Source organism: Actinomyces faecalis (assembly GCF_013184985.2).
GTDB classification, from domain to species: Bacteria; Actinomycetota; Actinomycetes; order Actinomycetales; family Actinomycetaceae; genus Actinomyces; species Actinomyces faecalis.
This window is the reverse complement of the sequence record NZ_CP063418.1, coordinates 25,903-45,219: the sequence shown is the minus strand read 5'-3', so window position 1 is coordinate 45,219 and position 19,317 is coordinate 25,903. Positions and strand designations below refer to the sequence as shown.

Annotated in this window: 13 protein-coding genes; 6 read left to right on the top strand and 7 right to left on the bottom strand. The window is 66.1% G+C overall.

The features are described 5' to 3' along the window. Positions 1-11: 11 nt before the first annotated feature. From HRL51_RS00180 to mtnN, 3 genes are all read left to right on the top strand, one after another. Positions 12-527: an S-ribosylhomocysteine lyase gene (locus HRL51_RS00180; protein ID WP_413228082.1), complete on the top strand. Its 516-nt coding sequence runs from the start codon at positions 12-14 to the stop codon at positions 525-527. 247 nt (positions 528-774) lie between these two features. Further along, positions 775-1,755: an AlbA family DNA-binding domain-containing protein gene (locus HRL51_RS00175; protein WP_172120654.1), complete on the top strand. Its 981-nt coding sequence runs from the start codon at positions 775-777 to the stop codon at positions 1,753-1,755. 131 nt (positions 1,756-1,886) lie between these two features. Next, positions 1,887-2,642 (top strand): 5'-methylthioadenosine/S-adenosylhomocysteine nucleosidase, encoded by a 756-nt coding sequence (gene mtnN, locus HRL51_RS00170; RefSeq protein ID WP_172120655.1) that lies wholly within the window; start codon positions 1,887-1,889, stop codon positions 2,640-2,642. 66 nt (positions 2,643-2,708) lie between these two features. Here the strand turns inward: mtnN and HRL51_RS00165 are convergent, their stop codons facing one another. Then, positions 2,709-3,017, bottom strand: coding sequence for a thiamine-binding protein (locus tag HRL51_RS00165; protein WP_172120656.1), 309 nt, complete (start codon positions 3,015-3,017; stop codon positions 2,709-2,711). 238 nt (positions 3,018-3,255) lie between these two features. On the opposite strand from HRL51_RS00165, the gene HRL51_RS00160 reads away from it, so the two are divergent. Next, positions 3,256-4,014: a TetR/AcrR family transcriptional regulator gene (locus HRL51_RS00160; protein WP_172120657.1), complete on the top strand. Its 759-nt coding sequence runs from the start codon at positions 3,256-3,258 to the stop codon at positions 4,012-4,014. Next, on the top strand, positions 4,011-5,663 hold the full coding sequence (locus tag HRL51_RS00155; protein ID WP_413228083.1) for an MDR family MFS transporter: 1,653 nt from the start codon (positions 4,011-4,013) through the stop codon (positions 5,661-5,663). The genes HRL51_RS00160 and HRL51_RS00155 overlap by 4 nt, the downstream gene beginning before the upstream one ends. A gap of 237 nt (positions 5,664-5,900) precedes the next feature. On the opposite strand, the gene ahpD is transcribed toward HRL51_RS00155, so the two are convergent. The 4 genes from ahpD to HRL51_RS00135 all read right to left on the bottom strand — a co-directional run bounded on the left by ahpD (position 5,901) and on the right by HRL51_RS00135 (position 10,085). Then, positions 5,901-6,431, bottom strand: a complete 531-nt coding sequence (gene ahpD, locus HRL51_RS00150) for an alkylhydroperoxidase, AhpD family (RefSeq protein ID WP_172192962.1) — start codon at positions 6,429-6,431, stop codon at positions 5,901-5,903. Positions 6,432-6,433: 2 nt separating this feature from the next. Continuing rightward, complete coding sequence (locus HRL51_RS00145) at positions 6,434-7,015, bottom strand: peroxiredoxin (RefSeq protein WP_172120659.1); 582 nt, start codon at positions 7,013-7,015, stop codon at positions 6,434-6,436. Positions 7,016-7,188: 173 nt separating this feature from the next. Beyond that, positions 7,189-8,340 carry a YeiH family protein gene (locus HRL51_RS00140; protein ID WP_172120660.1) on the bottom strand — a complete coding sequence of 384 codons (1,152 nt, stop codon included), beginning with the start codon at positions 8,338-8,340 and terminating at the stop codon, positions 7,189-7,191. 158 nt (positions 8,341-8,498) lie between these two features. Beyond that, positions 8,499-10,085, bottom strand: a complete 1,587-nt coding sequence (locus HRL51_RS00135; protein WP_172120661.1) for an aspartate:alanine exchanger family transporter — start codon at positions 10,083-10,085, stop codon at positions 8,499-8,501. Between the two features lie 136 nt (positions 10,086-10,221). On the opposite strand from HRL51_RS00135, the gene HRL51_RS00130 reads away from it, so the two are divergent. Continuing rightward, positions 10,222-10,767 carry a phosphoribosyltransferase gene (locus HRL51_RS00130; RefSeq protein WP_172120669.1) on the top strand — a complete coding sequence of 182 codons (546 nt, stop codon included), beginning with the start codon at positions 10,222-10,224 and terminating at the stop codon, positions 10,765-10,767. 98 nt (positions 10,768-10,865) lie between these two features. On the opposite strand, the gene HRL51_RS00125 is transcribed toward HRL51_RS00130, so the two are convergent. After that, positions 10,866-12,050: a TIGR04053 family radical SAM/SPASM domain-containing protein gene (locus HRL51_RS00125; protein WP_172192964.1), complete on the bottom strand. Its 1,185-nt coding sequence runs from the start codon at positions 12,048-12,050 to the stop codon at positions 10,866-10,868. A gap of 341 nt (positions 12,051-12,391) precedes the next feature. Further along, a complete protein-coding gene (locus HRL51_RS00120) occupies positions 12,392-18,640 on the bottom strand; it encodes a Cna B-type domain-containing protein (protein WP_172192966.1) in 6,249 nt (2,082 codons plus the stop codon). Positions 18,641-19,317: the final 677 nt, after the last annotated feature.

Here is a 19,317-nt window from a genome sequence, read left to right as displayed (position 1 = left end):
AGGCTGACGCCATGACGCAGCATGGCCCCCTCCCCGCCCCGCACACCGAGTCCTACACGGACACCGACGGCCCGCGCATGAACGTGGAGTCCTTCAACCTGGACCACACCAAGGTCGCTGCCCCCTTCATCCGCGTGGCGGACCGCAAGCGTCTTCCGCGCGGGGACGAGCTGGTCAAGTACGACGTGCGCTTCACCCAGCCCAACGTCGACCACCTGGACATGAAGGCCATCCACTCCATCGAGCACCTGACGGCCGAGCTCATGCGCAACCACACCGACCGCCTCATCGACTGGGGGCCGATGGGTTGCCAGACCGGCTTCTACGCCCTGACACTGGGCATCGAGCCCGAGGACTTCGCACCCCTGCTGGAGGCCACCTTCCGCGACATCCTTGAGGCCACCGAGGTCCCGGCCGCCAACGAAGTCCAGTGCGGCTGGGGCGCCAACCACAGCCTGGAGGCCGCTCAGGATGCCGTCCGCGCCTTCCTGGACGCCCGCGAGGAGTGGGACCAGGTCCTGGCCTGATTCTGCAGAGTACGGCCTAGAAGACCTGCGAGACACGGCCTAGCCCAAGAAGGCACGGGAGCACGCGGTATTCCCTGGTGTCATGACGGCATCGGCATCCCTCAGCTGACCGACGCACACTTGCCTACCTCCTTCAGGACCGTAGGAGCAGTCACCATTGACAGAGCCCTCTGACAGCAAGAGCTTACGTCCACGCCCTAGTCATGAGGTCATCGTCCTCGACCTGGCACGCTAGCCTCGAGGCACCATGCTGCTGACCTCTGCGCCAACCTCCGCGTTCCTGACCGCTGCGCCCACTGAGACGATCGCGCCGCGAAGCCCGGACCTGCTGTTCACGGTCCTGGTGCAGCCAGCGGCCCTCGTCATCGCCTACCTCGTCGGAGTGCTCATGCGCCGGGTGCTGCCCCAGCGGGTGCACCTGTCGAGGTCCTCGGCGACCCTGACCGCACTGATCGGCATGTGGGCCGGGATGGCGACGGGTTCCTGGCTCTTTCGCGAGGAGCACGTGTGGGCCCCTCGCATCGTCGCCGCCGCGGCGCTGGTAGCGGCGGTGGTCGTCGCCGTCACGGCACTGGTCCTCAGCCGCCTCCAGCACGAGCCGCCCCTTCCTCCCATTGCCCGGGTCGCTGCGCGCGGGGAGTCTGACCGCCTGGAGTTCAAGTCCTCTGCCCGTGTCAACATGCACACGGGCAAGCGCGACGAGACCATGGAGACAGTCGTGGCCAAGACCGTGGCAGCATTCCTCAACGCGCGCGGGGGCACGCTGCTTCTCGGGGTCGACGACGAGGGCCAGCTGATCGGTCTCGCTCCTGACTACCAGACCCTGCGTCAGCCTGACGCTGACCGGTTCGAGCTCTTCCTGCGCGACCTGTGGCGTACACGGCTGGGCGCCAACGCCGCGGCGCTGCCCCGGCTGGACTTCGCTCCAGCCACCCACGGGGAGGGTGAGGTGTGCCGCGTCAGCGTGCCACCCTCACCTCGCCCCGTCTACCTGGCAGGTACCAAGGGCAAGGACGGCCGCGAGCTGTGGGTGCGTGCCGGCAACTCGACCCAGCGGCTGGAGGTCGACGACGCCGTCGCCTACGTGGCCCAGCGCTGGCCGCACGAGGTGCGCCCGACGCTGCGCTCGCGCATCGGCACCTACCTGCTCTACCATCGCAAGGCCACACCGGGCGGAGTGTCCACAGAGACGACCACTGCTTCAGACGAGTCCTCTCCCCGCCCCTGAGATCGAGCATTTCAGCAGCGTCATCGCGCCACTTGACCGCAACGACGTACTCACGGCGTGAGGAGGAGTGTGTATGTGGCGCGTATTCACGCCGCAGGCACGATCACACGCCCCTCCAGTAGGGTCGCCTCATGAGCACCCGCCGCGTCGCCGCCCTCGTTGTCACCGCCATGCCTGAGGAGGCCCAGCCTTTCCTCGAGTCGCTGGCGCTGGTGGACAAGGCTGAGCCGCTCAGCCTCCTGGGCACCGCCCAGGCCTGGTCCCTGGAGCTTCCTGCTCGCGCGGAGGGCGCCGATCACACGCGCGAGCTCATCCTCGTTCACAGTGGCATCGGACTGGTCTCAGCCGCGAGCGCACTGGCCACCGTGCTGAGCCAGGTCACCCCCGACGTCGTGGTCTCCGCTGGAACCACCGGCGGCCTCGGGCGAGAGGTTGAGGTCGGGGACGTGTGCGTCTCCCAGACCCTGGCCTACGGTGACGTGGACGCCACCGCCTTCGGCTACGCCATCGGCCAGACTCCGGGCCAACCCACGGTCTTCCGTGGCGACCCAGTCCTGGTGGAGCGTGCCGGTGCGGCTCAGGAGGCCCTAGGCCAGGCCACGCCCGCCTCTGTCAGCGCCCGCATCCATGTGGCTCAGATGCTGGCTGGCGGATCCTTTGTCACTGCCGCCAATGTCAAGGACATGCGCGAGCGATTCCCGCGTGCTATCAGCACGGATATGGAGTCCACCGCCCTGGCCCAGGTGTGTCACGCTGCCGGCATCCCCTTCGTCTCGATCCGCGGAGTCTCAGACTTGTGCGGCCCCGAAGCAGGTCAGGACTTCCACATCGGTGCCGACGAGGCCGCGACCCGTTCGACCGCCGTCGTGCTGGCTGCACTGCGCTAACCCAAGCTAGGTCCTGCCAGGACCCAGCGCGAGTCTCGGGGGTGCCCGCCGGCACCATTGAGAGCCTCAGGCCTGCTCGCGCAGATGGGCCTCGATCCGCTCAACCTTGGCCGCGAGCTGCCCATCCCAGCCGGGCCGGATATCAGCCTTGAGGACCAGCGAGACGCGCGGGCTCACCTCAGCCACGGCCTCACAGGCTCGTTTGACCACGTCCATGCACTCGTCCCACTCACCCTCGATCGTGGTGAACATCGACGTCGTCTCATTGGGCAAACCAGACTCGCGCACCACACGGACAGCGGCGGACACCGCCTTAGACACGGAACCATCCGGGGAGTCAGAGATGGACGGGGAGACAGAGAAGGCAACCAGCATGGCCCCATCCTCGCGCTGCCGGGCCTGAAAACGGCGTAGGCCCTCGGGCGCGGCGCGATCAGCACCGGGCTCACGGCGGGCCACACAGCACACAGACTGTGCAGCACCGCAGCGGGTCGGCACAGGATGACACCGGCACCGCGCACTGCGCGCCGATCACTCCGCACGCTCCGAGCGTGCTCAGGCCCACATCTATTTGCACTTGGTGCAAATCTGCACCAAGTGCATACTTCATGGTGTGACAGACCCCAGAACCACCGATCCTCACCGCGCGGAAGACATGCCCACAGGCTCGCCCGCCGCAGGGCTGGCATCTGGGGGCCTGCGCGCGGCCCGAGCGCACCGCACCCGCGCCGCACTCCAGGAGGCCGCCCTCCACCTGGCTTCTGAGCGCGGCTACGAAGCCACGACGATTGACGACGTCGCCGCCGCCGCTGGCGTCTCCAGGCGCACCGTCTTCAACTACTTCAGCTCCAAGGCAGACCTGTTCATCCTGGGGCCGCAGACACCGAGCCAGAAGGAAGTCGAGGCATTCGTCGCCGCACGCGGTCACCTGCTTGACGATCTGGCTGTGCTTCTAGCCTCCGCCGTCCCCGCCACTGACCCCTACGACGTGCACGGCACACGCTTCCGCCAGCTCAGGACCATCCTCCGGGACAATCCAGAGCTCCTTCCTGAGCTGCAGCACCGGGTCCGGCTGCACCAGTCCGTGGTCCGTGCCGCCTTGGCGCGCCGCCTCGAACTGGACCTGACCGACCCAAGGACGGTGAGCGCCTCCGCCCTGGCCACCAGTGTCATCAAGGCAGCCATCGCCCTGTGGGCCGGCGACCCTGACGACGACGCTCACTGCCCCGACCAGGCCTGCCACGAGGCGAGCCACAGGCACAGTCAGGCCGCTCCTGCCTCGCTGGCTGACGCCATCACCCTGGTCACCACCAGCCTTCACGAGCTGCTCGTCAACGAGACAGCCACCTGCCCAGAAAGGACGCACGAGTGACCGATACCGTCATCCAGGCCTCAACCCAACCGGACAACCACCACGCGCTAGCGCCCGAGCCCGAGTTCCGTCCCGACCGCCGCTTCTGGGCGGTCTATTCCTCCCTGCTGGTTGTCATGTTCCTGTCCGCCCTGGACCAGACGATCGTTGGTACCGCTCTGCCCACCATCGTCGGGGACCTGGGCGGGGCCAGCCACATGGCCTGGATTGTCACGGCCTACACCCTGGCAGTCACCGTCGCGATGCCGGTCTACGGCAAGCTGGGCGACCTAGTAGGCCGTAAGAACCTCTTTCTCATCGCCATCGCCCTGTTCCTCGTGGGATCCGCGCTGTGCGGCACGGCGGGTACCATGGGCGAGCTCATTGCCTGGCGCGCCCTGCAGGGCCTGGGCGGCGGTGGCCTCATGATCTCCTCACAGGCCATCACCGGTGATCTCATTCCCCCACGTGTACGCGGTACCTACATGGCCCCCATGGGCGCCATGTTCGGTATCGCCTCCGTGCTCGGCCCAATCGTGGGTGGCTGGCTGACCGACTCGGTTTCCTGGCACTGGGTCTTCTGGGTCAATCTCCCCTTAGGCGTCATCGCCTGGATCGCCGTGTGGGCCGTGCTCAAACTGCCTGTCCGCAAGCTCCAGGCCACGATCGACTGGGCGGGCCTGGCCCTGATGAACCTGGGCGCCGTCCTCCTCGTGCTCGTGGCCACCTTCGGCGGTAATGAGCTGGAGTGGACCAGCCCTGCCTTGATCGCGATGGCCCTAGTGGCGGCCATGGCCTGGATCGCACTGCCAATCGTGGAAAAACGAGCCTGCGAGCCGATCCTGCCGATGAGTGTGTTGACGAACCGTACCTTTATCCTCTCCACCATCCAGGGCATGCTCGCCATGGGCGGGATGGTGGGCGCCAGCCTCTACCTGCCTACCTATCTGCAGATGAGCTACGGCTACTCCGCCACCATCTCGGGCCTCCTCCTGGTCCCCATGACCCTGGGCATGCTTGTTGGTGGCATCAGTTCTGGCATTGCGGTCACCCGCACTGGCCGCTACCGCGTCTACCCGATCGTCGGTCCGCTCATCGCCGCGGCTGGTCTGTGGTGGATGAGCACCTTCCAGGTGAACACTCCTGTGTGGCAGGTCTCTGCATCCACGCTCGTCATGGGCACTGGCATCGGCCTGTTCTTCCAGCTACTCGTCACCATCGTGCAAAACGACGTCAGCCCTCGCAACCTGGGTACAGCCACGTCCGGCAACAACTTCTTCCGCGAAGTCGCAGTGTCTCTGGGTGCCTCGCTCATCGGCGTGGCCTTCGCGGACAACCTCACCAACCAGCTCACCACCAAGATCAGCCAGCTCACCACCAGCTCAGACCCACAGGTCCTGGCCGCCCTGTCCCAGTTCCAGAGCGGGGAGGCCTCCTCACTGACCCCGGCCGCGGTAGCGCAGCTGCCCGGCGGGCTCCACACAGCAGTCACCACCGCCTACGCGGACGCTCTGAGCCCGATCTTCCTCCTGATGGTGCCGGTCTTCCTTGTCACCGCGGTCATCGGCCTGTTCTACAAGGAGGTCCCGCTCTCACGCCAGACCGCCCTGGAGCAGGTGGCAGAGCAGGAACGTCTAGAAGCTGGGCACGAACATCAGGAGGCGGAGTAGGAGGTCCAACAGGAGGCCTGAGCCATACGCTCCCTCTCCTCCACTGCTACCGCCCTCCCTCACCCGCTCCCCCGGCTCTCCGTCGCCGCCCAGCGCCTTGCCCGCTACCCCTTCCCGTTACTCGACACCCACCGACGTCGATCGCTGTCCCGCTGGTACGTACCACGGGTAGCGAAGGGCGCCACGAAGTAGTGAGTAACAGGAAGGGGTAGCGAGCTCAGGAGCCAACCGACGAGTTCAGCCGAGGGTCTCGACAACCTCGATCGCCTGGGCGGCACCCTGGATGGTGGCCGCAATGCGCACGGCCTCCCACACCTGCTCAGTGCTCAGGCCCTCACCACGTACGGTGGCGTCGTGGGCAGTCACGCACTTCTCGCAGCCGTTGATCGTGGATACCGCCAGGCTCCACAGCTCGAAGTCGACCTTGTCGACCCCGCCGGATGACCCGATGATGTTCATGCGCAGGCCCATGCGCTCGTTGGCGTAGTCGCCGCCCAGGAAGTGGCGGGCGCGGTAGGCCACGTTGTTCATCACCATGATGGAGGCGGCACCCAGGGCAGCAGAGACTGCCTCCTCACTCAGGTGCTCCTTGGCCTCCTCGGCTACCTGCACGAGCACGGACTCGTTGCGGGTAGCCGCGGCGGCAGCGAGGAAGGTCCCCCACTGCTGCTGCTCGGTCAGCGTCGTGGAACGCACGAGGCTGGAGAGGTTGAGGGACAGGTCCTTGGCCCACTCGGGCAGGGCCGAGCGCAGGTTCGCGATCGTCATCCTCAGGCCTCCATCTCGTGCAGGGCGTCGATGGTGGCGGCGCCGGCCTTCCAGTTGCAGGCGCACAGCTCGTCGGACTGGAGGGCGTCGAGCTGACGCAGGACCTCCTCGGTGTTGCGGCCCACGGAGTCAGCCGTCACGGAGACGGACTGGATGACGTTGTGCGGGTCAATGATGAAGGTGGCGCGGTCAGCCTCGCCGGTGGCGCGCTTGATGCCCAGGGCCTCGACCAGCTCGCGGTTGAGGTCACTGGCCATGGGGAAGGGCAGGTCCTGGAGCTTGTCGTGGCTGCGGCGCCAGGCGTAGTGGGTGTACTCGTTGTCCACGGACACGCCCACGACCTCGCAGTCGCGGTCCTTGAACTCCTCATAGAGGTCACCGAAGGCGGCGATCTCGGTGGGGCACACGAAGGTGAAGTCCTTGGGCCAGAAGAAGACCACCCGCCAGGTGCCCTCGGGGACGTCGCTGGAGACGGTGGTGAAGTAGTCCTCAGGCTGGTGAGCGTCCACGTCCTTGAGGTTGCCGGGGATGACAGCAGTGAGCTCGTAGCTGGGGAACTGGTCGCCGATAGTGAGAACGGCCATGGTGTGCCTCCTGTAGTGCGGTCTGAGGTGCGCGCCGGCAGGCGGCGCACCCGTGTCCCGCACCACGGTAGAAGCCTTGTGTAATAAGTTCAAGCGAGCAGTTCCAAATGTTCAATGAACTTTAGTTATCTCACTGACGGGTCGTGCTCGCTTCCCACAGCGCACCGTCCCACCTACCGCACAAGGAGCATCACCCCCAGCAAAGAGACCAGGGCAGAGACGACGGCGGACACCGCCCCAAGCGCCAGCGCCCTGCCGCCGCCGCGCGCCAGTCTGCGCAGGTCCACCGCCGCACCCATAGCGAACATGGCCATGGTCAGCAGGAAGGAGGCCACCGCGCTGCCCCACTCAAACCATGCCACTGGCACACTGCCCTCAGTCAGGGTGCGCAAGAGCACAGTTGAGACAAAACCAACGACAAACCAGGGCACGAGCGGCATGCGGGGGCGGGGGCGCGCGGCCCTGGGCAGGCCGACTGCGCCGTCGTCGTCCCCAGGCCGCTCCCCTAGCCGCACCAGCCGACGGCCCTCCAGCGCGCCGACGACGGCAATCAGCGGCGCCAGCAGCACCACGCGCCCAAGCTTGGCCACCACGGCCACATCAAGGACCTCGGGCGAGATGAGGCCACCGGCCGCCACGACCTGACCGACCTCGTGCACGCTAGCTCCGACCCACACCCCGGCGGACGTGGCCTCCAGCCCGAGCCAGCGCACGAGCAGGGGAAGCGCCAGAAGCGCCACGGTCCCGAACAGCGTCACCGAGGCGATCGCCGTCGTAGCCGCCTCGTCCACGGTCTCGCTCTCGGCGTTCTCGCCGCCCGCAGGTCGCGTACCCGCTCGGCTCGTACCCGCTGGGCCGTCAGCCCGCACCACCGCACTCATGCCGGCCACTGCCGCCGCGCCACAGATCGCGGTGCCGGTGGCAGTGAGCACGGTCGTCGCGTGGCCGACGCCGAGCCGAGCACCTGTCCACACCGTGACGGCAAAGACCGTGATGACCGTGATCGCGATGACCCCGAGCGCTCCCCAGCCCAGCGCCGCCACCGCCCGCAGCGACAGGCGCAGGCCCAGCAGTACCACACCAAGACGCAGCAGGGTCTTGCCGGTCAGGGCGAGCCCCGGCTCAACGAGGGCCGGGACAAGGCGCAGGTTGCGCGCCAGTACACCCGCGAAGATCGCCACGAGCATCGCGGAGACCAACGGCACACGGTCATTGACGGCGGTGGCCGCGAGCGCGACCAGACCGCTAAGGACCACGCCGGGCCACACCCGCCACAGCCACGAACGCCACCGGGAAGCACTGGAGGAAGAAGTCACGGGGACCATCTTGCCCGCTGCGAGACGCTGTCACGATCCCGGGCGATCCACCCCGGCACCATGCACCACCTGATTCTTACTCGACACAAACGCCGGAAGACCGCGAGCACCTCGCCGTTCGTCGGGCCGGCCCGCAGAAATCGCCCGGGATTGTGACACGCACCTGACTACAGCGCCACGAGCACCTGCACCATGACGATCTTGACCACGATCGCCAACGCGAAGAGCGTGGCGTAGCCGGCTTCAATGCGCTCGTCGTCGCGTCGAGACAAGGCGAAGGCCAGGATCGCCGGCTGCCCGACCAGTCCCGCCAGCCCACCGGCGGCGCGCGGGGCGCTCACCCCCGCCCAGCGCGCGCCGACCAGCAGAATCGCCGCGTTGACGAGGATGATGAGCGCTGCGAGCCCGCCCACAGCCAGGCCGATGAGGGAGAAGGCGGAGGCGGCGAAGTCAGGGCCGGACGCCAGCCCGATGGCGGCGAGGAAGAAGAGCAGCCCGAGCTGGCGGATGGTGGCGTTGGCGGCGTGGGGCAGTCCCCACACGAAGGAGCCGGTGCGCCCCACACGCCCGAGCACCATGCCGACCACGAGCGGGCCGGCGGCCACCCCCAGCCGCAGGGTGATACCACCGGGCAGCGGGATGCTGACTAGTCCCAGCAGGACTCCCAGCGCCATACCGATCCCCACGCTGAAGGCGTCGATCTGGGAGATGGATCGCTCAGAGTCGCCAAAGTAGTCAGCCGCGGCTTCCAGCCGGTCAGAGGGGACGACGGCGAGCACGCGGTCACCCAGCTCTAGGACCAGGTCCTCGCGGGCCAGCAGGTCCAGGTCACCGCGGCGCACGCGCGTGATGACGCCCTGGAAGCGTCCGGGCAGGTCAAGCTCGGCGATGGTGCGCCCGGCCACACGTGTGGAGGAGACGGTCAGGCGGCGGTAGTCCACGACGGTGCGGTCCTTGGCCAGGCACCGGTCCATACCCGAGCCCAGGTCATCCACCGCCTGCGCAAGTGCGGCCGGGGGGCCGACGACGACCACGCGGTCGCCAGCCAGCAGCTCCTCGCCCGGGACCACGACGCGGGTAGCGCCCTCGCGCTCAAGGTAGGAGATGCGGATGCGCCCGGAGCGGAAAGCCTCCATCTCGGTGAGCCTGACCGGTCGCAGCAGCTCCACGCTCGTGGCCTTGAGGCCGTCGGCGGAGGCGGGGCGTGGGTCACGCTGGCCCGGCCACTGCCGTCCGACCACCAGGGCGACGACGATGATGGCCATCGCCACGCCCACGGGGTAGGCCAGGGCGTAGCCGACGGCGGGTTCCCCCGTCCCAGCAGCCTCGATAGCCGCGTCCAGGACGGGGGAGGTCAGTGCCCCGGCGTAGGCGCCGGCGTCCATGGCTGGGCTGATGCCGGTGACGTGGGAGTAGCCGGCGCCGACGATCCCAGCGGTCACCAGCGCCAGGACACACAGTGCCATGAGCGGCAGCTGGCGCCGCAGGTCGCGGAAGAAGGTGTTGCCCGCGCCGATGCCGACGGTGTAGCAGAACAGCCCGAGGCCCAGGCTGCGCAGAAGGTTGAGGTCCGCGCCGAGCCGGGGGTCGAGCGCACCGATGGCCAGGCCTACGAACAGGGCGCCGGCCGCCCCGAAGCGGATAGGGCCAAAGGGGACCTGGCCCACAGCCGTGCCCAGCCCGATGACGAGGAAGACAGTCAGGATGGGAGCGGCGGCCAGGACGTCGACCACGGGGAGCAGGAAGTCGGGCACACACCCAGACTATCCGGCCGAACGTGTGTGGCTGCGACCGAGTGAAGGGACTGGAGGTCTTCACTCGGTCACAACCACACACGTTCGACGCAGTAGGCTTGGTCGGGTGACTGACGCGAACAGCTCTGCCTCCCGCATCCCTTTTGACGACGGCGCCACCAGCGAGGCTGCCCCCGACCGCGAGGAGCTCAGCTGGGAGCTGTTCGGCCAGGCCGAGCGTGAGCTGTCCGCCCAGATCGTGGCCTCTGGCTGGATGCCGGACCTCATCATCGCCATCGCCCGTGGCGGCCTCATCCCTGCTGGCGCCATCGGTTACGCTATCGGCGTCAAGGCCATGGGATCGATCAATGTGGAGTTCTACACCAACATTGGTCAGACCCTGGAGGAGCCGGTCATCCTGCCCCCACTCATGGACGCCTCCGAGCTGCCTGGCAAACGGGTCCTTGTGGTCGACGACGTCGCTGACTCCGGCAAGACCCTCAAGATGGTGATGGAGCTGCTGCGCCACCAGGGGCTGGACCTGGGCGGAGAGAGCGTCCCGGTCGACGCCCGCTCGGCCGTCATCTACCGCAAGCCCCGTTCGGTCTTCGAGCCGGACTACTGCTGGCGCGAGACCGATAAGTGGATCAACTTCCCCTGGTCGGTCCTGCCGGTCATCACCCCACAGTCCCTTCAGGGCTGAGCTCTCACAGCGTCTCAACCGGGGTTTCACGTACTGGACCGGTACCTACGCATGTTGTAGGTACCGGTCCAGTACGTGAAACCACGATCGCAAGGGGCTCACTGGTGATGCTGGCGGCTGGTCCGCCCGTCCATGGAGCGCATGAACGCGGTGACGTCCTCAGCGTAGGGAAAGGTGCCGGGCTGGTAGGCGCACAGCGGCTCCTCGGCGTGGAGGTTGCCTGTGGTGTTGTAGGCCCGTGCCCGCGAGCCCCCGCACACACGGTTGTACTCGCAGTATCCGCACTTGCCCTCCAGCAGACTCGTGTCCCGCACACCGGTGAAGACCTCTGAGCTGCGGTAGATCTCGGTGAGGGAGGAGTCGCGCACATTGCCGGCGCTCTTCTCCAGGAAGCCCGAGGGCGTGACCTCGCCGACGTGAGAGACGAACATGAAGCCGTTACCGGAGGAAACGGTGATCGGCGGCCGACGACGTCGCTCGCCGTGGTCCAGGCCGAGCTCAACGATCCGCTCGCGCAGCCGGTGGTAGAGCGGACCGAGGTGCATGGTTTCAACGACCTCGTCATGGCTGAGGCCCCGCTGGTCCAGGACGTAGCGCTGGAGGCAGACGCGGCGGAAGTGGTGGCCCTCCGTGGTCTTGGCCGGAACCGCCTCACCCATGTCGTAGAAGCAGTTGAGGACGTCCTCGATCTCCTGGGCGTCAAGGGACCCCAGGTCCACACCGCGACCGGTGGGCACCAGCAGGAAGCCGGACCAGGTCATAGCCCCGTGCTCACGTACGAGCGCGGCCAGATCCGGCAGCTCGTGGACGTTGTGCCGGGCGACGACGGAGTTGATCTGGACCTTCATCCCCAGTTCGCGGGCCGCCTCCCACCCAGCGATGGTGCGGTCGAAGGTGCGCTCAACCCCACGGAAGGCGTCGTGCGTGGCGGCGGTGGCGCCGTCGAGAGACAGGGAGATGACGTTAACGCCCTCGTCCTGGAGGTGGGCCAGGGAGTCCTTCGTGAGCTTGTCGGTGCCTGAGGGCGCCACAGCCACGTGCAGACCAGCGGCTGTGCCGTAGGCGGCGAGCTCGGCCAGGTCGGGGCGCTCGAAGCAGTCGCCTCCGGTGATGATGAAGATGACGGCTGGCTGGCCGAAGGAGGCTGCCTCATCCATGAGGGTCTTGGCCTCGTCCGTGGTGAGCTCGCGGGGGTCACGCAGCGGACGGGACTCAGCGCGGCAGTGCCGGCAGGCCAGCTGGCAGGCCCGGGTGGCCTCCCAGGTCACGAGCATGGGGCGCATGGTGGGGTCGTGGCGCTGAACCCGGACCGGACGTCCGGTCCGGCCCTGACGCCGGTCTGGGGACGCGGGCGGGTCGTGTGGCTCGGGCGCGCACGGATCCAGGTTTCTGACGGCGTGTGCTGGGCGAGCGGGAGCCAGAGGCGTGTCAGTCATGGGCACACAGTAGGCGGGGGCTGCTCTGGTGACCCGGCCCTGGGTCCGGTCCACCAGAGCCTGTGTGGAGCACGACTAGCCGGGGCCCACGCACTGCACGTGGGCCCCGGCTAGTCAGTACGGTCAGCGTCGGCTGATCGGCTTGGTACGCGGCCGGTTCAAGACCTCACCGCGACTCGTGCCTCGCCTCAGGCGCGGCGACGGCGAACCACCAGCAGTCCTCCGGCTGCCAGCATGCTCATGGCTACCAGGCCGATGAGGGTGTTGGTGCCGGTCTTGGACAAACGCGTAGCGGAGATGGCCTTATTCGTCACCGTGCCCAGGTCGATGACCTGACCTGCGGTGTCGATGACGACCTCCTGGGACCAGTCGGCCTTCTCGTAGCCGGACGGGGCCTGCGCCTCACTGACGGTGTAGGTGCCGTAGGCCAGAGCCGAGAAGGTGACCATGCCATCCGCGTCGGAGGTGACGGTACCCACGACCTCGCCCTGGGCGTCACGCAGCTCAAAGACCGCACCAGCCAGCGGGCTGCCGGACTGGTTGACTTTGGTGAGCGTGATGCCACCACGGATGAGGGTGTTGGTGACGGTGTAGCCGTCCTCCATCGAGCCCGAGACCTCCTGGGTGACGTAGCCGGTCACGGCCACCTCGCTCACGGTATAGGTGAGCTTGTGTCCCTGCTTGCCAGGCTCGTTGACGTCAAGGTCGGTGAATGAGGCGGTCCAGCCGTTATCCGCGTTGAGCTCCACCGACTGCTCGGTGTCCACACCGTCAGCCAGGAGGTGGATGGTCACGGACGCAGGCTGCAAGCCGTCCTTGTCCCCGGCGTCGTCCCACACCTTGCCCACGGTGACGGTCCGCTTGCCGACCTCGTGGATATTGGTGAAGAGGAATCCGTCCGCGGCGTCCCCGGTGGTCTGGGTCTCGTACTCCTCGACCCCGTCCTGGACGACGGTGTAGGTGACCAGCTGGCCCACCGCACCGACCTTGTAGACGTCAAGGCCCTCGAAGGTCGCGCTCCACACGCCGTCCTCATCGGGGCTCAGGGTCAGGGTCTGACCCGTGTCCTCGCCGTCGGCGAACAGACGGATAATGACCGACTCAGGACGGATGCCGTCCTGGTTGTCCGCGTCCACCCAGGTTGTCGTGGCCTTGACGGAGGTCTTGGCCACCTCATGGGTGTTGGTCACCGTGAAGCCCTTGGTCATGTCCCCGCTGACCTCGGTGGAGTACTCCTCGATCTGCCCAACCTGCGTGACCCCATAGGTGATCGGCTTGCCCTTGGAGTCGTAGGTGGGCAGGTCAGGGAAGGAGAAGCCACCGTCGGAGTCCGTGGTGACGGTCACGGTGGTGCCGGTGGGCTCGCCGTTGCGGGTGAGCTCAACAGTGACGGTGTCAGGACGCTTGCCGTCCTGGTTGTCCGCGTCGACCCACACGGTCGTGCCGTCCACGGTGAGGGTCGGGTTGTCCATCGTGTTGGTGATGACCCAGCTGTGCTCCGTCTCACCCTGGGTGACGGCGACGGCGTAGTCATGGCCGCCCGCGGTCAGGGTGGCGTTGGAGACGCCGGCCTCCTCGATGGTGTACTCGATCTCAACGCCACCGGAGTAACGGTCCAGGTCCGTAAACGTACGGGTCCAGGAGCCGCCTGCGGCGTTGCCGTCCAGGACGGCGGAGTCGACCGTGGTGCCATTGGCCAGGAGGTTGACGGTCACCGCGGGCGCGGCATCGGGGTCGATCCCGGACCACACCTTCGAGGCAGTGACCGAGACCTTGCCCTCAATGGTGTTCGTGACGGTGTAGCCACGGTCCTGGGTACCTCCGTAGGTCGTGGCGTAGCTGGTCACGGCCTCCTCAGTCACGGTGTAGCTGACCGGCTGGCCCTGGGCACCCGGCTTGTACGTGGGCAGCCCCGTGAAGGAACCGCGCCAGGAGTCGGCGGATGTCAGGGTCAGGGTCTTACCCGCGTCAGCTCCATCAGCCTGGAGGCGGAGCGTGACGGAAGAGGGGCGTAAGCCCTTAGCATCGTTGTTATCGACCCAGGTCTTGAGGACCGGGAGGTCGATAGTGGCCGGGGCGTGCGAGTTGGTGATCGTGTACCCCGCTGTGGCGTCCCCGGAGATGGACGAGGTATAGCCACTCACGTCCTGCTCGGAGACGGTGTAGACGATCTCCTTGCCTGCCTTGAACCTGGCCAGCCCGCTGAAGGTGGCAGTCCACTGGCCGGCCTCATCGAGGGTCACCCGCTTGCCGGTGTCCTCGCCGTCCGCCAGGAGGGAGACGACGACGGAGCCGGGACGGATACCGTCCTGGTTGTCTGCGTCCTGCCAGGCCTTGGTGACCTTGACATCGCGCACCTGCGGGATGTGGGTGTTGGTCACCGTGAACCCGTTGGTCATCGAGCCCGCCACGGTGGTGGTGTAGCCCGTGACGGCGTCCTCGCTCACCGTGTAAGCGATAGCCTGGCCGGCCTGGTTGACTGGCAGGTTGGAGAAGGTGCCCCTCCACCCATTGGAGGCGCTGAGCTCGAGGCTCTTACCGGTGGGCTGGCCGTCAGCCAGGAGGTTGACCGTCACCGAGTCGGTGCGCAGGCCGTCCTGGTTCTCGCCATCCGACCACACCTTGCTCACCGCGATCGCACGTGTGGCGATCTTGTGGGTGTTGGTGATGGTGTAGCCCGTGGCCTGGGTCCCGGTCACAGCCGTGGTGTAGCCCGTCACGGCGTCCTCGCTCACCGTGTAGGCGACCGGTGTAGCGCCCTGGTACTCGACCAGGTTAGTAAAGGTGCCCTTCCAGCTATTGGCCTCACTCAGGGTGAGAGTCTGGCCAGTGTCCTCGCCATCCGCCAGGAGGTGGACGGTGACTGCGGGGGGTCGCAGCCCGTCCCGGTCGGAGTCGTCGGACCAGACCTTGGTGACGGGAACGTTGACCTTGGCGACGCCGTTGACGACGTCGAGGGTGATGTCCGGGGTAGCCGGGGTGAGCACCGCGGTCTTCGCGCTGGGGTCCTTGACGTACCCGATGGGTGCGGAAACCTCGGTAACCGTGTAGGTGCCTAGCGGCACCTTGTCGAAGACGGCTTTGCCGTTGGTGTCGGAAGTGACGTCCGCGATCTCGGTGCCGTTGGTACTGATGACCGGCTTGCCGTCAGTGGTACGGATCCTGAAGGTCGCTCCGGCGAGCGGGCCGGAACCTTCCTCAGCATCCTTTGTCTTGTTGATCGTGACAGACCCCGGGACCTCCCGGACCGCGATGTTGCGGTGCTGGGTGATGGTGGCGGGGTTGACCGTCACCGCTGAGGTCAGGGCGGAGGTACCAGTGTCCGAGATCGTGGCCGGGTCGAGGTTGTTGCCCTCTGCGCCGGTGCCGGTCTGTGACTGGAAGGTCACCGTGTTGTCACGCGTGGCGGAGACTGTGTAGGTGCCGCGCTTATAGACGGTGACGGTGTAGCGGCCGTCCTTGTCCGTGGTCATGGTGATCGGCCTACCGTCCGGACCGGTGACAGGACGGCCGTCCTTGTCCAAGAGGGTCAGCTCCTGGCCAGGCCTGACGCCGTCGACACCAGCGTCGTACACACCGTTGTTGTTCTTGTCAGTGAAGTAGATGCCGGTGATCTCATAGGTTCCCACCAGGACCTTGACGGCGTTGGCCTCGGAGAAGACCCGGCCGTCCTGGGAGTAGGCCGTGGTATTGACCGCCTGGTCCGGGTTCGCCATCGAGACACCCATGAGGGTCGGGTCGTTAGGAACGGTTGCCGGAACGAGGATGTTGACCTCGCCCTTGCTTGCGATCTCCTGGTTCTCCTTGAGCACTGCCTTGACGGCCTTGACCGTCGAGAAGTCGCTGATCTTGTCCGCGGTCACCCAGGACCCGTCGCGCACGGAGGCGAGATCGGCTCCCTGGGGAGAGGTCAGGTAGAAGAAGGTGAACTGGGCGTTGACCTCGCTGCTGTTGACCGACTCCAGGCTGGCCCGCAGCCCGTTGGGGTAGGTCGAGTTGCGACTGGGGTAACTGCCAGCCTCGTTCGCAACGATGGTGTGATCGCCGGAGTAAGGCAAGACATCGATGACCTCAATCTTCCTCACTGGGGTGATGGCGTTGTTGAAGATGTTGATCTTGTAGGTCACCGAGGAGTCAATGTCCGCGGTGGTCGCCATCGAGTACTCCCCCGTGTCGCCGTCGTAGCGCACGGCTTTGCTCAGGGTCAGCTCGAGAGCCGGGGTGAAGGAGAAGGACGTCTGCACCTTGTGGAACAGCTCAGTGGTGTCCCCGTCACCGTCCAGGTCCAGGGCGTCCGCGTAGGCGTAGCTACCCGGGCTGGTCGGGGAGCTGTAACGGAAGGGTTTGACGACGTCGTTGTTGGTCCAGGTCATATAGACCGGGATGTCATTATTTCCCCGGGCGGTGTACTGAGAGACCCGCAGGTTGAGCCTGATCGCTGCATCGACGTTGAACGGCACGTCACCGTAGTCCGCGATGACAGCCGTCCGGCCAGTGCCCTTGTAGTTGTCGACCGTCGTGACCGCAGGGGGCGGGACGTTCGCCGGGTTGTTGTAGCGCGAGAATCCCTCGTAGCTCACCCCGTTGGGCAGCAAGGTGATGACCTTGGTACCGGTGTAGGCCGGAATCGGCCCGAAATTCTGCCGAGTGGACCAGTATGGTCCGACGATCATGTCCACAGGCACACCACCGGCAGCGGACAGGATCGACTTCTTTGAAATCGAGGTCGGGAACTGGTGCGCCTGGGGCGCCAACGGAGCCACCTCGACGACGTCCGAGGTCGTCGCACTCGTCCCAGACGCCACGGTGATCGTGGCACTCGAGTTATAGAGCCTCGCTGTGGCGGAGTCTTGATTGTCCAGAGCCTCCTGCTCAGAGGTGATGAGCCTGAGGTAGTCCCAGGTATAGAGCTGGATGTTGTCAAAGACGATGGGCTCGGCGAAGCGGAAGGCTATCTTCGTAAACTCGCGCTCATTACCCTGCGGGATCGCGATGGTCTCACCGAGCTGGACGTTGTCCTTGATGAGCACCTCGCTGCCGTCAGCCCGAATGCCGATGAGCGTGGTATTGCCATTATTGAAGGCTGCATTGGCTGCGGCGATGTTCCTGTCCACAATCGCCTTGTCTGCACCCGAGGGGGACTTACCGGTCGTGACGGAGAAGCTCGAGTCCACCTTGACGCTGTTGTAGGTGAGCTTGTCGCTGGTCAGGGAGGTCTGCAGCTCCTTGATGGAGTTAGTCACGCCTGCTTCAAAAGGGCTGTCCAGGCCCGCTCCGTTGTTGGTCTGGAAGAAGCGGCTGCGCAGTCCCAGGCCGGTGTCGGTGACCTCGAAGGCTCCGCTGTAGTACCTACCCTGGGTGTGGGCATACCTGTTCGATGCGATCGCCGAGGACGGGTGGGAGTAGGTCGCCCTCCCGCTGCGCTCGACACCGAACGTCCCGTCACCCTTGAAGACCCTCGGGGAGAACAGAACGGTCTCGTTGCGACTGGCAATCAGGGTGCCACCCGATCCGTCCGCCTCGGCGTCACGGTAGTAGTCGATGAGGATCGGCAGGTCCGTGTTCAGCGGCACCCCATTAAAGGCAAGGAGGGTGCGGTTGCTGTCAGAAAAGCCGATGTACTCCGAGGTCCTGCCACGAGTCCACCTGGAGTCACTCGAGGTGAAGCTCGGATTCGTCTCGATGACGGTCACGCGCTGGCGTCCATCCGGCAGGGTCTCGGTCTTCACCGTCGCAATCGGGTCCTTCACGGTGACTCCCTGCGGAAGAGTCATCACGGCCTTGACATTGCCCGGAATCTCAAGGCCGTAGTTGCCGGAGGGGCTGTCAGACACGTTCGCCGAGAGGTAGTAGGTCAAGACTCGCTCGGAGGGCAAGGTGGTGACGCTCTCGCTGCTGACGTCCACGGTGACAGTGCCGTGGTGGCCATCCGCTGTCTGCCCTGCGGTCAGCGGCTTGCCGTTAAGGGAGTCAATGTACGCGCCGGTGTTGGCGAACGTGGAGGCATAGGAGTATCCGCTCAGACCAACTGTCTTGGCTGTATAGGTCTGGGAGACCTGCTGGACGACGCTGCCGTCACCGTCGTAGAGGACAGCCTCAATCGTTGCCACGTCACCGTTCCTGGCGTAGCGGCCGTCGAAGTCGAAGGTCAGCGGGAAGGTGAAGTGCTGGCCGCCGGTCAGGGACGGGAAGCTGTACTTGACGTACTGGTAACCGTCCTCAGTGCCTCGGTCGGTCTTGGCAGCGGTGGAGTCGACGAAGGCGAGCTTCTCGAGCTTGGCGGTCTGTGGCAGGCGAACAACCAGGTAGGGATTGTTCAGCGTGTAGTCCTTGCCCGAGATATCTAGATCGACAACCTGTGAGATCGTCTCATAGGTGTAGAACTCGGTCTTGTCGGTCGTGATGGAGTTGTCGGAGTTGAGCGTTCCGATTGTCATGATGACACGCCCGGTGGAGTCATCGGCGACTGCTGTGGCCGCGCGATCGGTGCCAGCCCCTGCCTCATCACGAGCCGTATCGGCCGACCTGTCAGCGGCAGGCTCATCGACTGCGTTCGTGGACGGATCGGGGGACGCAGGCGCGGCGGTGCTCGTCGCGGCAGGATCAACGGGTGGGGATGTCGTTGCAGTCGCTGTTGGCACCAGTCCGGCGACAGCCAGTGCTGCCGACAGGACGAGGGCCACGGCGGAACGTCGTAGACGCATCGGTGGACCTTCCTAAGGTCAAGGAGGGGAAGTCGTAGCCACTATGAATCCGAGCCACGCTAATAAGCGAGAATACTCATTCCCTCACAACAACGAACATGTAGGTTTCCTACAGAAGCGGACGTGACTTCCCTCATGCCAGTCAGGTCTTCTCGCCTCGGTGGCCTCACCGCGGGAGAAGACTTCTGCCACCACCCTCGCAGCACCCCGTCGCAGGCCTGGAACACGATGAGGGCCCGGAACCTCAGTTCCGGGCCCTCATCCGTATCGTGCGCGGGGGGACTCGAACCCCCATGAACGTCAGTTCACACGGACCTGAACCGTGCGCGTCTACCAATTCCGCCACTCGCGCTTGGAGCGAGGATGACGATAGCGGTCCCAAGGCCCTCGCGTCCAATCCAGCAGCCCGC

Bases quoted from the DNA above. Each gene is read 5' to 3' on its own strand.
- ahpD (WP_172192962.1), bottom strand. From the start codon at position 6,431: ATGACGATCGCGAACCTGCGCTCGGCCCTGCCCGAGTGGGCCAAGGAC.
- HRL51_RS00120 (WP_172192966.1), bottom strand. From the start codon at position 18,640: ATGACAATCGGAACGCTCAACTCCGACAACTCCATCACGACCGACAAG.
- HRL51_RS00140 (WP_172120660.1), bottom strand. From the start codon at position 8,340: ATGGTCCCCGTGACTTCTTCCTCCAGTGCTTCCCGGTGGCGTTCGTGG.
- HRL51_RS00180 (WP_413228082.1), top strand. From the start codon at position 12: ATGACGCAGCATGGCCCCCTCCCCGCCCCGCACACCGAGTCCTACACG.
- mtnN (WP_172120655.1), top strand. From the start codon at position 1,887: ATGAGCACCCGCCGCGTCGCCGCCCTCGTTGTCACCGCCATGCCTGAG.
- HRL51_RS00145 (WP_172120659.1), bottom strand. From the start codon at position 7,015: ATGGCCGTTCTCACTATCGGCGACCAGTTCCCCAGCTACGAGCTCACT.
- HRL51_RS00175 (WP_172120654.1), top strand. From the start codon at position 775: ATGCTGCTGACCTCTGCGCCAACCTCCGCGTTCCTGACCGCTGCGCCC.
- HRL51_RS00165 (WP_172120656.1), bottom strand. From the start codon at position 3,017: ATGCTGGTTGCCTTCTCTGTCTCCCCGTCCATCTCTGACTCCCCGGAT.
- HRL51_RS00125 (WP_172192964.1), bottom strand. From the start codon at position 12,050: ATGCGCCCCATGCTCGTGACCTGGGAGGCCACCCGGGCCTGCCAGCTG.